Origin of the sequence: Candidatus Darwinibacter acetoxidans, assembly GCF_041936445.1 — a bacterium.
In the GTDB taxonomy this organism is placed as follows: domain Bacteria; phylum Bacillota; class Limnochordia; order Darwinibacteriales; family Darwinibacteriaceae; genus DTU010.
Window position 1 is genome coordinate 42,052 of record NZ_JBHGXH010000045.1, and the last position, 14,775, is coordinate 56,826.

The window sequence follows — 14,775 nt, forward strand, 5'->3', positions numbered from 1 at the left end:
CTAGAAGGCCATGTTCATAACTGCCCTGACTTCCTCCAGCGTCTTAATGGCCTCCTCCCGGGCGGCCTTGATGCCGTCCCGCAGCACCTGGCGGATGTAGGCTGGATCTTGTTCCAGTTCCCTGCGGCGGGCCCGCAGAGGCCGCAGGTACTCATTGAGGGATTCGGTGAGCATCCTCTTCAGCTGCCCTGCCCCGCCATCCCCTATCTCTTCCGCAATTTCCTCCGGCGGACGCCCGGTGGTAAGCGAAGTGAGCAGCAGGAGGTTGGAAACCTCAGGACGGTTTTCCGGGTCGTAGGTGATCCGGCGCTCAGAGTCGGTTTTGGCCTTTTTAATCAGCTGGGCCGTCTCGTCTTCATCCGCGCTGAGCATGATGGCGTTGTTCCGGCTCTTGCTCATCTTCTGGGCGCCATCCAGGCCCAAAATCAAAGGTGCTTCGCTGAGGAGCGCCTGGGGCTCCGGGAAGACAGGTTGATCCTTGGCGAAGCGGTTGTTGAAGCGGCGGGCAATGGTGCGGGTCAGCTCCAAGTGGGGCAGCTGATCCTTCCCCACCGGCACCACCGTGGCCTTGCAGAAAAGAATGTCCGCGGCTTGGTGTACCGGGTAGGTGTACATCCCCGCGTTGATGCTCTTCAGGCCGGCAGCGGCGATTTCCTCCTTCACAGTTGGATTGCGGTCGAGCTCCGCCATGGTGACCAGCGTCAAAAACGGCAGCAGCAGCTGGTTCAGCTCCGGTACATGGCTGTGGGGGAAGATAAAGGTTTTCCCATCATGGGGATCCAGCCCCGCGGCGATATAGTCAATGACCAGCTGGTGGACGTTTTCACTGATGGTCTCGAACGTGTCCCTGTCCGTGAGCACCTGGTAATCGGCGATAACGATAAAGGTGGGAACGCCCAGTTTATGCAGGCGCACCCGGTTCTGCAGGGAACCAAAGTAATGGCCGATATGCAGGCGCCCCGTGGGCCGATCCCCGGTGAGGATTTTGTGTTTCTCCGGATTTTCCCGCAGCTCTTTTTCCAGCGCCCTGCTCCTGGCCAAAGACGCTTCAAACGTTCCATATTCCGTATGCTCAACAGCCATCGTCTCTCCTCATCCTTTCCCTTGCGCATGGTTTTGTTCCATAAAAAAACCGCCCCCCGAGAAAGGGACGATAAAACTACCGCGGTGCCACCCTGCTTGATCGCCTCTGCGATCCGCTCCTTGATCCCGTAACGGGGGACAACCGTCCAGGCCTACTGTCCGTTCAGCCTGGCGACTCCAGGGCCCATTCCCTTCGTATCTGGTTCGATATCCCACCAACCTATCGACTCTCTGGACCAGAGGGACGAAGGTACTATTCCCCTTCCCTGTCTTTGCTTTAGACTAATTATACCCACGGGCCCGCCGCCAAGTCAAGGGATGGCGGGAACAAAGGCGTCCATTAGCAGCAGAGCGCCGATCTGGTCCGAAGGGAAGCCGGCGCCAAGGTCGAACTTGGTAGCCTAGACTTTGGAGAAAGGATGAAACCATGGACAAGATCAAGCTCTTTACAGACAGTGCATCGGATCTACCAGAGCTGTACCGCAAGCGGTATAACGTGGGAGTGATTCCCTTAACTGTCATCTTCGGCGAAGAGGAATATAAGGACGGGGTCACCCTCTCCATTGTGGATTTCTGGAAGAAGATGGCGGCAAGCAAAGAGCTGCCGGCCACCAACCAGGCCAACCCCCATGATTTCGTAGAGGCGTTCCAGCCCTATCTCGATGATGGGTATACCATCCTCTACATCGGCATTTCTGCCAAGCTCAGCGGCACGCTGCAGAGCGCCCACCTGGCCAAGGAAATCCTGCAGACGGACAAGATCCACATCTTCGACTCCAAATCTGCCTCCATCGGCGAGGCCCTTTTAGTGATCACCGCGGGAGAAATGCTCCAGGGGGGCCAGAGCCTGCCGGAAGTGCTGCAGCAGCTGGAAAGAGACCGCGCCAGCGCTGGAGCCTATTTCACCATCGACTCCCTAACCCACCTGGTGAAAGGGGGACGCTTGACCAAAACCCAGGGACTGGTGGGCACCATGCTGAAGATCAAACCCATTTTGAAGATCACCCAGGAAGGAACCGTGGAAGTGGATGACAAGGTGCGTTCCACAAAAAAAGCCCTGCAGGCCTTGATCGACAAGGCTAAAGGGCATGGAATCGATTTTTCCCAGCGGCGAGTGGCGGTTGTCCACAGTTACGGCGCCGACGCCGTGGATGAGCTGAAGGCCCTGGTCCAAAAGGAACTTGGGCCCAAAGAGATCATTGAAGGACTAATCGGCCCCACCGTGGGTACCCACGCCGGTCCCGGCGGGCTTGCTGTTTTCTTTTAGGCTCCTGGCGATGGGTACATTGGCGTCCGCCAGGTCGTACTCGTCCAGATCAGCCACGTCCACCCAGGCGTAAGCGGAATGGACCCGGAGGGTGATCTCTCCCCCGAGATGCCTGGCTAGGTAGGCGATGATCAAAAAGTCGCCGTGGTCGTAGTGGGCATGCACAGCCTGATAGATCTGCTCCACCTCTATCTGGATGCCCAGCTCTTCCTCGATCTCCCGAACCAGGCACTCCTCCGGGCTCTCTCCATTTTCCAGCTTACCGCCTGGAAACTCCCACTTGCCGGCCAGGGCCCCTTCTTTGCGCTGACACAGCAGTACCTCTTGGCCTTGCCGAATAACGGCTGCAATTACAGGCAGCGGCATAGTGATGACCTCCAAACCTCTTCGTCCAGCCTGCAGCCGGCAACAGAAAAGCCAGTTCGGGCCTGAAGCTAGGCAGAACTGGCATTTTGCTGGCAAATTTGGTTGCGGGGGCAGGATTTGAACCTGCAACCTTCGGGTTATGAGCCCGACGAGCTACCAGACTGCTCCACCCCGCGTCACCGCTTATATCATAGCGCAGATTTTCCCGTTTGTCAAGAGAGCCATTTATCGAGCCTGGAAGCGATGATCTCCTTGGGCATTACACCCACTAGACGGTCCACTTCTTGGCCGTCCTTGAAGATGATCATGGTGGGAATGCTCATCACACCGTACTGACGGGCGGTGTACTGGTTGGCGTCCACATCCAGCTTGGCAATCTGGGCTTTACCGGCATAGTCCTGGGCCAGTTCCTCCACGATGGGAGCGAGCATCCGGCACGGTGCGCACCAGCCTGCCCAGAAATCCACAAAAGATACGCCTTTATGATCCAAGATCTTGCTCTGGAAATCCTGATCGGTCACTGTCATTGGCATTTTAGCATCCTCCTCAATCGAGAACTTCTTTCGTCTCTAGTATATACCCCCACGGGGTATATGTCAACCCCCTAGACAACCAGTTTTACCTGACAAGAGGGCTGGTTTTTGCAGACCAGCACGTCCCGGCCGTCTTCCCGGTTAACATACATGACCGACCCGCAGGTGGGACAGCCGTAGATCAGCGGTTCGGGGTAGCTTAAGCTGCCCCGTCCCGCGGCGTAGTCCTGCAGATGCCGGAAGACCTCCACCAGGAGCAGCACATCTTCCCGGGCCCGGTGGGCATTGGCGTAGGCCCCGTCCAGGCGGAAATGGTACATTAGATTGCTGAGCCGATGGCTGCCGCCGCCCCCAGGGTAGATGGCTAGCTTGGGGAAAAGCGCCCTGCTGATGGCCAGAGTATCCAGGCCACCCTCACCCAGCTCCAAAAGGTTGTTGCGCCGGAACATGGCATTGACAAAGCGCAGATCGAAGCTTAGGTTGTGGGCCACAGGGGTGCCCAGCCCAATAAACTCCCTGATCTCTGGAGCCACGGCCGCTTCCAGCGGTGCATCCTTGAGATCAGCATCGGTCAGCCCGGTGAGCTCCACAATTTCCGGGAGCAGGGGCCTTTCCGGGTTGATCAGGGTTTCATACTGGGCCACCTCCCCGCTTTTGCTGAGCGCAAGCATGAAGATCTCGATAATGCGATCCCGCTCAGGATCTAGACCAGTTGTCTCCACATCCAGGAAAATCAGTCGATCCGAAATCTCAATCAGCCCCTCCTGAGCCTATACTTCCATTTTGATTTCTTCCCGAGCGATGAAAATCCCTCCACCTAACATGGAGGGATAGTCGGAAGTGACTGATTTAACTTTCGTAGTCGTAGATGCGTTTTTCGCCCGTGATCTTCTTGATCTCAGCGATGTTCTGGGTCACTTCCAGAGTGCCCCGATAGCGGCCCTGGCTGTCGCGCACCGCGAAGTAGCGGATGTGCACCAGCATATCCTTCATGGGAATCCAAAATTCCGCCACGTCTCTGCGCCCGCTCTTGAAATCATCCAGGATCCGCTCAACAACTCCCATACTGCTGGGCGGATGGCAGAGCTGCACTTTGCGGCCGATGGCGGCCCTGGTGCGTTCAAAGATGCGCTCCGGACCTAAGGAGAAGAAAGCTACTTCATCATTCTCATCCACAAAGGTGAGATCCACGGGTAGGTGGCTGAAGATCAGATTGAGCTGCTCAGGTGTGAGGGCACCAACTTCCAGTTCAATGGCACCACCTGTAGCCGTTCTAGCCTCTGCTTCTTTGCTCTTATACACAGTGGCCAGGGGATCTTTGAACTGGGCCCCGATTTCCCGCCACTCATCCTGCGTAAAGGTCTCGCGGCAAAGCGGGAAGAGGATGTTTTCCTCCTTGTAGATCATCTCGGACACATCTGCCAGGGCCGGCAGCACAATATTGCCGATGTCCGCGGCCAGCTGGGCTCCTGACAGTTTTTCCTGAGCCTTGGCGATAACCTGAGTCACTTCCTTTAAGGCTGCCCGAATCTCATCGTGCTTGCCCCACATGACCATGGGCGGTCCACTGATGCCGTAGCGCTCCAGGTATGGGAAAAGGACGTTTTCCTTCTTGGCGTAGTGTTTATCCACTTCCAGCAGCTGCTGGTGTTTAGCGGCCCAGGCTGCGAGCTGGGCCGAATGATCTGCTCCATCTGGAGCTGAACTGATCTGGTCCAGAATGCCGCGGATCTCTTCCACAAGCGCGCCAGTTTTCTTGTTGAACTCCTTGAGGTCGTGCAGGGCTTCTTCCGCGGGATCCTGCGGGGCAGCCGCGCCGGTCAACTGCTTTTCCAGGGAATCTCTGAAGACCGCCACATGGACATCGCAGAGCCTTTGAATCTCTTCCACCGGCATGCCCTCATTGATCAGGGCCTGCTCGATTTCCCCAATTTCCGCCGGCCCCACCTGGGCCAAAAGATCAGCAAAGCGGCTTTTGACCTCTTCCACATCGGCTCCGGCATGGATGTCGCGGATAATACCCTTCAGAATCTCCTGGCGGTGTTTGCGGTTGGCAATCAATTCACTCATTAAATGACCTTACCTCCTGTGTTTAGCATAGCCAAATGTTTAGTCCACTAATTATAAGTTTTCCACTTAGTATCTATTCACCCTCTCCTAGGAATTTCCTCCTTGCCGATGGTAATTTTCTGGGTTGTTTTGCTAAGGGCAGGGTAATCTAGTATTGAAAGACGGAAAAGGGGGTTTCTGATGTATCGCGAAGGATATACACAGCAGTATCGCATGGGGCAGCCTCCCAGAGTACTGTCTACCAAAGACTGCAACTACCTCACGGATGCGCTGTCTTGGGAACTGCTGGCGTCGAAGAAGGCCCACTTCCTGGCCAGTCAGTGCTCGGACCAGCAGATCAAGCATCAGCTGGAGCAGATCAGCCAGCTGCATCAAACGCACTACGATATTCTGCTCAACCAGCTGAACAACACGGAGCACGACCATGACCATTTCGGCTACCAAGGCTACAGGCAGTAAAGGAGGGACACCATGAACAGCCACAACCGCCCCTACGGAAGCTATCAACCGCGCTTTCAGGGCTCGGCGAGCCCAACCATAAAAAACCCCAGCACCCAGGTGCAGCAGGGCACTCAGTTTAACGATCGGGACTGCCTCAATGATATGCTGGCCACCGAGAAATGGCTGACCGATGGCTTTAATGTGTTTGCCCGGGAAGCCAGCCACCAGACTCTGCACAACGAGGTGATGCGCATCCTCAATGAGACCCACCAGGCGGCGCGGGATGTGTTCAACCTCATGTTTGAAAAGGGCTGGTATTCACTCCATCCTGAGCAGCCCAGTCAGGTGGCCAAGGAGTATCAGAAATTCCAGGGCTACGAAAGCCAGCTGCCCCATCAATCGGGAGGGATGTACCAACCCAGACAGTTCTAGAAAAAAAGAGGCTGCCCTTTACTGTGCAGCCTCTTCCTATCTGCTATTTCACCATACTCTGGATCCGCTCCACCAAGGCATCCACGCTGAAGCCAAGGTATTCCGCGACCTGCTTACCCGGGCCGCTGGCACCGAAGCGATCCAGGCCGTACACCTCCACCCTGCCCTTGGGGTTGATGGAGTACCAGCCCGTGGCCACGCCCAGCTCAATGGCTAAAGTGGGCACATCCTCGGGGATCAGCTTGCGCCGATAGGCTTCATCCTGCTTGAGGAAGAGCCCCCGGTTGGGCACGGAAACGACCCGCACGCCCAAGCCTGGTTTTTCCACCTTTTCCGCGGCCTGCAGCGCCAAGCTCACTTCGCTGCCCGCGGCCACCAAGACGATGGCCAGATCCTCCTGCTCTTCCCGGATCACATAGGCACCCTTGGTGAAATCCCAGCCCTGGGGTTTTTTCAGCATGGGTAGGCTCTGGCGGGTCAAAACCAAGGCGGTGGGCCCATCTTGGCGCTTCATGGCCTGGACCCAGCTCCAGGCGGTTTCCTCCGCGTCCGCCGGGCGGTAAACCGCCAGGTTGGGGATGAGCCGCAGGGACTCTGTGGTTTCCACCGGTTGATGGGTAGGCCCGTCCTCCCCCACGTATACGGAGTCGTGGGTGAGAATGTAGACCACAGGCAGTTTCATCAAGGCCGCCAGGCGCATACTGCCCCGCATGTAGTCGGAAAACACGAGGAAGGTCGCGCCAAAGACCCGGAAATGGCCATAGAGGGCTAAACCGTTGAGGACGGCAGCCATACCGTGCTCCCGCACGCCGAAACTGAAGTTGCGGCCGCTGAAATCACCGGCCTTGATCACGCCCTCGCCATGGAGGAACGAGTTGTTCGACGGCGCCAGGTCAGCTGAACCGCCCACCAAGTTGGGTACCTTGCGGGCGATGGCGTTCAGCACCTGCCCGCTGGCGGCCCGGGTGGCCATGTTGGCATCTGGACCAAACATGGTGAGGATATCGCTCAGATCAGGCAGGGTGCCGCTGAGCCAGGAGTTCCACTCCTCCGCGAGCTGTGGGTATTCCTGCGCCCAGCGCTCGAACAGTTCCTTCCACTCCGCCTCCAGCTGCCTGCCCCGCTGCCGCATCTTCTCGGGCAGATCCTGGAGCTCTTCGGGGATGTAGAAATCCTGGTCCACAGGCAGTCCCAAAGCCTGCTTCAGTCCCGCAACTTCTTCAGCGCCCAGCGGTGCTCCGTGGGTTTCAGCGAGGCCAGCTTTGGTGGGCGCGCCCTTGGCGATGGTCGTACGGGCAATGATCAAAGTGGGCTGCTCTTGGTTTTCCTTGGCCTGGGCAATCACTTTTTGCAGCTCAGGGATGTTGTGACCATCAACTTCCAAAACCTGCCACCCATAGGCCTGATAGCGTGTCTTGACGCATTCGGTAAAGGCCAAATCGGTTGATCCTTCAATGGTGATGCGGTTGGAGTCGTAGATGGCGATGAGCTTGCCCAGCTTCAGATGGCCAGCCAAGGAGGAAGCCTCGGAGCTGACACCTTCCATCAGATCTCCATCACCGCACAACACATATGTATAATGGTCAACCACCTCAAACCCGGGGCGGTTAAAGCGGGCCGCGGCCATGCGCTCGCCGATGGCCATACCCACCGCATTGGCAATGCCCTGTCCCAAGGGTCCGGTGGTTGTCTCCACTCCGTCGGTGTCACCGTATTCCGGGTGGCCGGGCGTGTTGGACCCCAGCTGCCGGAAGTTCTTGATGTCATCAAGGGAAACTTGATAGCCCGAAAGATGCAGCAGGGAATAAAGGAGCATGGACGCGTGGCCACCGGAAAGGATGAAGCGGTCACGGTTGGGCCACTTGGAATTGGCCGGATTATGCTTGAGGAAGTCAAAATAAAGCACTGCGCCCACATCAGCCAGACCCAGGGGTGCTCCCGGGTGGCCCGAATTGGCCTTCTGCACTGCGTCCGCAGCCAAGCCGCGAATTACATTGGCGATCTTCTGCAGATCCATACATACCACCTCTCTCGTTTAGTCGCGTAATACCTCCACCAACTGGCCGTTGTTGAGCATGGCGGCATTTGCCTCATCTGTGTCGATGTGCATCTCCAGCACGAAATCATCCCGTACCCGAATCAAGACGTTATCAAAGACCAGGCCCCGTTCGCCGCCAACGCGCACGGACACGATGTCTTTGTCCTTCACGCCGAAGGCTTCCGCATCGGCAGAATTCATGTGGATATGGCGCTGTGCGATGATCACGCCCTTGTCCAGCTCCACTGTGCCCTTGGGGCCGATGAGCTTAATGCCTGGAGACTCAGCCAAATACCCGGAATCCCGGACCGGCGGCTGCAAGCCCAACGCAAAAGCGTCGGTGCGCGATACTTCCACCTGCGTCTCCTTCCTTACGGGACCTAAAATCCGGACATTTTTAAGGGCAGACTTCGGGCCTTCGATGGTAAGCGTCTCTTCGGCCGCGAACTGCCCGGTCTGGGACAGATCCTTGCGCACAGTCAGTTGATACCCGGGGCCAAACAGCGCCTCCAGGTGCTCTTGAGATAGATGGATGTGTCTGTTGGAGATTCCCACTGGTACTTTTCCTAAAACGGTTCTTGCCAAATACCCCACTCCCTTTTTTGTTGTTACCGGCTAACTACTTAGACAGGTACCGGGGAATTCCTGCCCACCCTATTGACCAAACCCCGTTCCTGTGCTAAGATAATAACTGTCGCAGGGGAGTAGCTCAATTGGTAGAGCATCGGTCTCCAAAACCGAGGGCTGCGGGTTCGAGTCCTGTCTCCCCTGCCATTTCTATCTGCGGGTTTATGGAAAGCCCGCCTGGCAAATCTGGGCAAATGGGCACGAGACATTAAGTCTCGTGCTTTTTATTTTGCGCCAAACCTGCCTGTTCAATTATACCATATTAGGGCTGCGCTGGCTTTAGGTTGAGCAGAGTTTCACAAAAAGAAAACGCAAACCCGCACCGTCCGGCGCCGGAACTACGGAGAATCGAGATGGCCGATGGACATTTCAAGCGACAGCCCAGCTGCCGCGGCGACGCTTTCTAGAAAGCCCCTCGGATTCACGAAGTCGGCACCGAGATGCTCGTGGGCAGTTGAGTGCAGGTGGAAAAAGATCTCTTCTTCGGTGAGGTCTGGGTCTAGCTGCAGGGCCATGGCCATAAGGCCCACCACATAGGGCACAGCCCAGCTGAAGCCCCCTTCTGCCCAGTAGATGTAGTGGTCGGGATCGCCTAAGTAGCCTGCAGCCGTTGTTCTGCCGTCCGCCGGCACGATCAGCCGTCCCGGCAGCAAAGACTCGGGAACACCCTTCAGCCAGGGGCTGAGCTCGTAGCTGCAGTAGTCTTCTCGGTTGCCGTATCCCCTGACGCCCGCCGTCAGCAAAGGATAGTCGCAGTCCACAACCATGATCCCGCTTTCTCTGGCCTTTTTCTCCGCAGCACGCAGCTTATCCGCGTACTCTTTGTTGACAGAGTCCGCCGGTGCATGGGATATGCCCACAACACGGATCTTCTTCCCCGGCGGAAGCTCAGCATTCAGCTCCACAATGCGCTCTAGGGCGAGGGCCTCGTACTTGTTCCCCTCCGGCCCCCCATTGTGGGCAAAGAAGTACACCTCGGCTTCTGGAATGATCCCGATCTCCCGCCCGGCCAAGAGACTGAGCACCGCCGGGCCATGCATGGACGGCTGGGATGGTAGGAGCTCTTCGTAGTGCAGTTTCACATTATCATAGGCGCTGTGGTCCAGGAGCAGGGCTTGATCGATGTATGCCACAGTAACGCCAGCGCCAGTCAACCCCAGAGCCTGCAGCTCCCTGATCCCAAGGCCTGGTTCCTTGCCCAGCTCCAGGAGCTTTGCCGGGTCAAAACCCTCGGGTAATAAGGTTGGCTCAGGCCACTTCGTCTTGGTGTCGAACGAGAGCCTAAACAGCAGATCCTCGACCTCCCTCAGATCCAGCTGGCTGAAATCCTGCCCCCGCACATCGCCATAGGCCTGCGGTATTTGAGCAGTCTGCTCCGTAAGCCGTGTACCAGCGGCCAGACACAAGACCACGGCTGCGATCAGCGCGGCGATAATCTTCCACCGCACCCCCCTCCCTCCTTTCCAGCGATCTGCACTGGTAATATTCACCATCTCAGTCCATCTTTCCTCTAAGACCTGACCAACGCTGTGTACCTGATCAGCCGGTAGGCCAAGCTACACGCCGCAACGCGCGCAAAAACCGCAGCCTGTAGCAGGCAGGGCTGCGGTTTCCAGTTCTGTCTCTACTGCAGTGCTCGCAGTGGCGTACTGTGCCCTGGTGGAGCTCCAGCACCAAAAGGACATCTGCAGCGGAGTCGTCCTCCAGCCTAATCCCGCGGGGATAGGCGGGTTTTAAGCCGAACCTAGAGTAGTAGCGCGGGCTGCCCAAGAGGATGATCGAGCCAAATCCTCAAGGGCGGGCCCGCCTAACTGCTGTTCCGGCCTGTTCCTCCCCTAGCTATGTCTTCTGCCCTTAGCTATCCTCCAGCTCTGCAGAAACGGCCACGGGATGCAGACCTTCTTCGTCCAAGGACAGCACCTCCTGGAAGACCTCAGCGATGAACTTCCGATCGTGGGACACGGCGATGATGCAGCCGCCGAAGTCCTGCAGCGCAGCGCGGATTTCCGGACCGGAAAGGGGCGAAAGGTTGCGGGTAGGTTCGTCCAAAACCAGAACCTCTGCCCGATCCAGGATCATCTTGGCGAAATAGAGTTTGGCCCGCTGGCCGCCGGAGAGCTCCGCCACGGCATGGTCCATTTCCTGCGCCGTGAAGTTGAGACTGCCCAAGTAGGTGCGGATGGTGGTGAGCTCTTCCCTGGTTCCGGAGCGGCTGAGAAATTCCACAGCGCTCTGCTGGGGATCCATGTGTTCCGTGTAATCCTGGGGCATGTAGCCGTACTTGATACCCCTGGCCGCCAGATCCTGGATTACCGCCCGCAGAAGCGTGGTCTTCCCCGCCCCGTTGGCCCCCACAATGCACACCTTCTGCGGACCTGTAATGTGCAGGCGCACACTGCGGCTTAACACCCGCTCACCTGCCCGGAGAGGCTTAAGGTGCAGATCCACCATCACCTTGCCCCGGGGGATGGTGATGGCTCCGTCGAAGCGGACATTGATGCTTCCTTCGTAATCTGGCCTTTTGGTCATCTGCTCCTGTTCCCGCTCCAAGCGCTTGCCCAGTGCTTTCACGCTGTGCATCTTGTCCTTGAGGTTTTTGCCCACGGAAGGAGCCTGCCGCGACACAGTCCTCAGCTCGTGCTGGACCCGCTGGTAGATCTTGCGGTAGCGCTCCAGCTTGGCCTCGAATTCTTCCCGTTCCTTCTGGGCCAGGCGGGTCTGTCTGAGGATGCGCTGCTCACGGTTTTGCACATACTCTCCGTAACTGAGGCGGGCGATGGTATGCTGGGGCTTGCGCTTGCGCATGAGCTGTTCCAGATGGATGATGGTGTTAGCACAGCGGTCCAGGAGCAGCTCATCGTGGGACACGAAAACCATGGGGATCTTCGCCCGGCGGATAAAGCCCTCCAACCACTTGACGGACTGCAAATCCAGATCATTGCTGGGTTCGTCCAAAAGCAGCACCGTAGGTCGCTTCAGCATTTCACAGAGGAGCTGGAACTTGATCTTTTCCCCGCCTGAAAGGTGGCGCATTGAGATGCTTTCCGAAATGCGGTCTTCGGGGAAACCCAGTTCATCCAGGAGTCTGTAATAGGTCCCGTAGTCGAAGTCGTCCCAGTTCACCTTGGAGTGCAGGTACCATCTGGTGCTCTGCTCCAAGAACTCGGAAGGCAGCACTTGGGGCAGATAGCCAACCACTTCACCGACGGTGATGATCTCGCCTTGGATTTCCATATAGCTCCGCAAAGCCTCCGGCTCAGCAATGGCCTTCAGGAGCGCAGACTTGCCGTTCCCCTCTTCGCCGATGAGGCCCACTTTCATCCCCGGCTGGAGGGAAAAACTAAAATCCTCCAGCAAGACCCGGAGGTCTTTGGTCATTATCAAGGTAAGGTTTTTGATGACAAGCATCTTTACACCTCCGCATAGCGGCCGCAGGAGGGCAAAAAAGAAGTCTGCTTGGACGCAAGCAGACAAATCGCGCAGTTAAGGCGGGCCGAAGCACACACCTTAAGAGAGCAGTTCATCTGCCCAACATGGCGACCACAAACTAGGCCTTGGACTGAAGGCCCCTTCCACAAGTGTTCATGTCACCGGTGTTGGTTAGCTGAACATCGCTCTCCTCCACATCGTTATTCTTTGTCTAGTATATCACAAAGCTCAAGCTCCCTCAACCCCATAAAGCTCGGCAGGAAGACTCCTCAGGAAGGGGGATAACTCTCCGGGACAGACCAAATCCAGATCGTGCAGTGCCCTGCTGCAGGCCACATACAAGAGGCGTTTGTCATGCCCGGCGCCATAGCACTGGCTACTGGCATCGGCGATGATCACCGCATCAAACTCCAGCCCCTTGGCTAAGAACACCGGAAGCACCAGCACACCTTTCTGGAACTCACCGCTCTCCTTCACCAAGAGGGTGGGCTCCACCTCCAGGTCCAGCTCCCGCAGGGCTCCATAGATCCGGTGGCACTCCTGGGCGGTTTTGGTGATCACGGCGATCATCTCATACCCGTTCTCAAGGTGCGCCTTAATCCTCCCTGCGATGAGTTCAACCTGCTTCCCGGGAGCTGTTTGATAGACTTGTGGTTTTCTTCCCGTGCGCAGCACCGTTTCCGCGCCGGAACCCCCCAGCAGTGCACTGCAGAAGCGGAAGATCTCCTGGGTAGAGCGATAGCTCTTGTTCAGTCTCACAGTCCGCAGGTCCAGGCCGGCAAACAGCTCCTCCAGCTGGTCGGCGCTGCTGCCCCACACATAAGGATGGAGGGACTGGTAAACATCGCCCACCAGGGTATAGCGGGCCGCGGGGAAGGTACTGGTCAGTACGCGCAGCTGCAGGGGGGCGTAGTCCTGCACTTCATCCACCACCACATGCAGGATGCCCCGCCGCAATGGGTAGCCCTCCAGTTCGCCTTTGAGGTACATCAAGGGCACCACATCTTCAAAGGCAATACAGCCCTCGTCCAAAGTGCGCAGGCTCTCCCCTGCTCCGGAGGGAGCCTTGAGTTCTCCGGCTACCCTTTCCCACAGTCCGGGATCCTGCCACAGGCGCCGATACCAGGTGATGCTGTCCACCTTGTACTGGCTGTTCAGGCGGGTGAGTAGTGGCTCCAGCTCCCGCCGAACCCGCCGCACCGCCTCCCGGGCCTTGGCCAACCAGGTTTCTCCTTCAAAGGCCGCTTCCTGCTGGATGGCATTGAGCACCGCCCTCAGGCGCCTTTTCTTGAGGGGGCGGAGCACATGGAGGATGCGCTGGCGGATCTTCAGCAGGCGCTTTTGCACCGGCAGATAGGCGTAGCTTTCCCCAAACAACCTCTCCTGTTCGGCGGCGGACATCAAGAGCTTTTTGCCCATGTAGATGTCGGAAAAAGCAGCCGCTTCCCCCGTCACCAGCTGGATCAAGGCATCCAGCACCCGTTGAAACGCCGGTGATGACTTGAAGCTGCACCTCTCCAGGCGCCGCTGCCGCTCATCCTCATCCTGGCTGAGCAGCTCTTCCAGGTAAGCGACGTGGGTTTCCACATCCCACTGCCAGTCAAAGAAGGACTCGGCAAATTCTCGATAGGTCAGCTGCGGTACGTTCTCCTCGCCCAGATCGGGCAGAACCTGGGAGATATAGTCGCTGAAGATCTTGTTGGGCGAAAACACCAAGATGTTTTCCGGTTCAAGGCTTTCCCGGTATTTGTAGAGCATATAGGCCACCCGGTGCAGCGCCACCGAGGTTTTCCCGCTGCCGGCTGCTCCTTCCACCAACAGGCGAGCGTCTTGATCGTTGCGGATGGCCTGGTTCTGCTCCCGCTGGATGGTGTTGACAATGGTGCGCATCTTGGCTGTGGCGTTGCGCCCCAAGGCTTCCCGCAGGATCTCATCGTCAATGGTGAGCTCGTTGTCGAACATGTACTGCAGCTGGCGATGCTTGATCCCGTATTGGCGCTTGAGGGTAATCTCACCGCGATAGGTCCCGCCGGGGCCGGTGTACTGGGCCTCGCCTAAACCGTAATCGTAGAACATGCTGGAAATGGGCGCCCGCCAATCGTAAACCAGCGGCCAGCCCGTGGCCCGGTCCAAAAGCGAACGCACACCTACATAAATCGCCTCACTGCTTGGTGCCCCTTCTTCACGGAAATCGATGCGGCCGAAATAGGGGTTTCTCTCCAGGGCGCGCAGCTGCCTGAGGAGGCGGTGCTGGATGCCGAACTCCACCGCTCCGTGCCTCAGCTCCACGATGCGCTGGGCAGCGTCCATGAGGCGTTTATCACCGGCTGAGCTGATGCGGTGTTCTTCGCTGAGGGACCGGCGTATTTCCCGCATCTCCGCGTAGAACTCCCTGACCTGCGCTTCCTGCTCGGCCAGCTGTTCATCTATCTCTTTGTAAACCCGGTCCAACCACTTCTGTTCCCGGGCAAACTCTTTTCTGTCCAACA

The 14,775-nt window shown here is 57.6% G+C and carries 13 protein-coding genes, 2 tRNA genes and 1 other annotated feature; of the genes, 4 read left to right on the top strand and 11 right to left on the bottom strand.

All coding sequences use genetic code 11. The annotated features are described in order from the left end of the window. The gene (gene trpS / locus ACE4YL_RS01780) at window positions 1-1,083 is read right to left on the bottom strand and encodes a tryptophan--tRNA ligase (protein ID WP_461358857.1); all 1,083 of its coding nucleotides are present in this window, start codon (window positions 1,081-1,083) and stop codon (window positions 1-3) included. Window positions 1,084-1,143: 60 nt separating this feature from the next. After that, window positions 1,144-1,359, bottom strand: a binding site (T-box leader). 151 nt (window positions 1,360-1,510) lie between these two features. Here trpS and ACE4YL_RS01785 point away from each other — a divergent pair. Continuing rightward, complete coding sequence (locus ACE4YL_RS01785; RefSeq protein ID WP_461358856.1) at window positions 1,511-2,350, top strand: DegV family protein; 840 nt, start codon at window positions 1,511-1,513, stop codon at window positions 2,348-2,350. Here ACE4YL_RS01785 and ACE4YL_RS01790 read toward each other — a convergent pair. The 5 genes from ACE4YL_RS01790 to ACE4YL_RS01810 form a co-directional block, all read right to left on the bottom strand. Beyond that, on the bottom strand, window positions 2,291-2,716 hold the full coding sequence (locus ACE4YL_RS01790) for a (deoxy)nucleoside triphosphate pyrophosphohydrolase (RefSeq protein ID WP_461358855.1): 426 nt from the start codon (window positions 2,714-2,716) through the stop codon (window positions 2,291-2,293). The genes ACE4YL_RS01785 and ACE4YL_RS01790 overlap by 60 nt on opposite strands. Before the next feature lie 99 nt (window positions 2,717-2,815). Then, window positions 2,816-2,892: transfer RNA gene (locus ACE4YL_RS01795), tRNA-Met, on the bottom strand. A gap of 36 nt (window positions 2,893-2,928) precedes the next feature. Beyond that, complete coding sequence (gene trxA, locus ACE4YL_RS01800; RefSeq protein WP_461358854.1) at window positions 2,929-3,249, bottom strand: thioredoxin; 321 nt, start codon at window positions 3,247-3,249, stop codon at window positions 2,929-2,931. Window positions 3,250-3,320: 71 nt separating this feature from the next. Continuing rightward, window positions 3,321-4,007, bottom strand: coding sequence for a 3'-5' exonuclease (locus ACE4YL_RS01805; protein WP_461359891.1), 687 nt, complete (start codon window positions 4,005-4,007; stop codon window positions 3,321-3,323). 91 nt (window positions 4,008-4,098) lie between these two features. After that, on the bottom strand, window positions 4,099-5,319 hold the full coding sequence (locus tag ACE4YL_RS01810) for a DUF438 domain-containing protein (protein ID WP_461358853.1): 1,221 nt from the start codon (window positions 5,317-5,319) through the stop codon (window positions 4,099-4,101). Between the two features lie 180 nt (window positions 5,320-5,499). Between ACE4YL_RS01810 and ACE4YL_RS01815 the strand changes: the two genes are divergently transcribed. Both ACE4YL_RS01815 and ACE4YL_RS01820 read left to right on the top strand, forming a co-directional pair. After that, window positions 5,500-5,778: a hypothetical protein gene (locus ACE4YL_RS01815; protein ID WP_461358852.1), complete on the top strand. Its 279-nt coding sequence runs from the start codon at window positions 5,500-5,502 to the stop codon at window positions 5,776-5,778. Between the two features lie 12 nt (window positions 5,779-5,790). Further along, a complete protein-coding gene (locus ACE4YL_RS01820; protein WP_461359888.1) occupies window positions 5,791-6,192 on the top strand; it encodes a spore coat protein in 402 nt (133 codons plus the stop codon). Window positions 6,193-6,235: 43 nt separating this feature from the next. Here the strand turns inward: ACE4YL_RS01820 and tkt are convergent, their stop codons facing one another. Both tkt and pduL read right to left on the bottom strand, forming a co-directional pair. Continuing rightward, on the bottom strand, window positions 6,236-8,209 hold the full coding sequence (gene tkt / locus ACE4YL_RS01825; RefSeq protein WP_461358850.1) for a transketolase: 1,974 nt from the start codon (window positions 8,207-8,209) through the stop codon (window positions 6,236-6,238). A gap of 18 nt (window positions 8,210-8,227) precedes the next feature. Further along, window positions 8,228-8,824: a phosphate propanoyltransferase gene (gene pduL / locus ACE4YL_RS01830; protein WP_461358849.1), complete on the bottom strand. Its 597-nt coding sequence runs from the start codon at window positions 8,822-8,824 to the stop codon at window positions 8,228-8,230. A 104-nt stretch (window positions 8,825-8,928) separates the two neighbouring features. On the opposite strand from pduL, the gene ACE4YL_RS01835 reads away from it, so the two are divergent. After that, window positions 8,929-9,004, top strand: a tRNA-Trp gene (locus tag ACE4YL_RS01835). 191 nt (window positions 9,005-9,195) lie between these two features. On the opposite strand, the gene ACE4YL_RS01840 is transcribed toward ACE4YL_RS01835, so the two are convergent. From ACE4YL_RS01840 to helD, 3 genes are all read right to left on the bottom strand, one after another. Beyond that, window positions 9,196-10,305 carry a S8/S53 family peptidase gene (locus ACE4YL_RS01840; RefSeq protein WP_461359889.1) on the bottom strand — a complete coding sequence of 370 codons (1,110 nt, stop codon included), beginning with the start codon at window positions 10,303-10,305 and terminating at the stop codon, window positions 9,196-9,198. A gap of 406 nt (window positions 10,306-10,711) precedes the next feature. After that, window positions 10,712-12,265, bottom strand: a complete 1,554-nt coding sequence (locus tag ACE4YL_RS01845) for an ATP-binding cassette domain-containing protein (protein WP_461358847.1) — start codon at window positions 12,263-12,265, stop codon at window positions 10,712-10,714. Between the two features lie 249 nt (window positions 12,266-12,514). Beyond that, window positions 12,515-14,773, bottom strand: coding sequence for an RNA polymerase recycling motor HelD (gene helD, locus ACE4YL_RS01850; RefSeq protein ID WP_461365050.1), 2,259 nt, complete (start codon window positions 14,771-14,773; stop codon window positions 12,515-12,517). Window positions 14,774-14,775 lie beyond the last annotated feature (2 nt).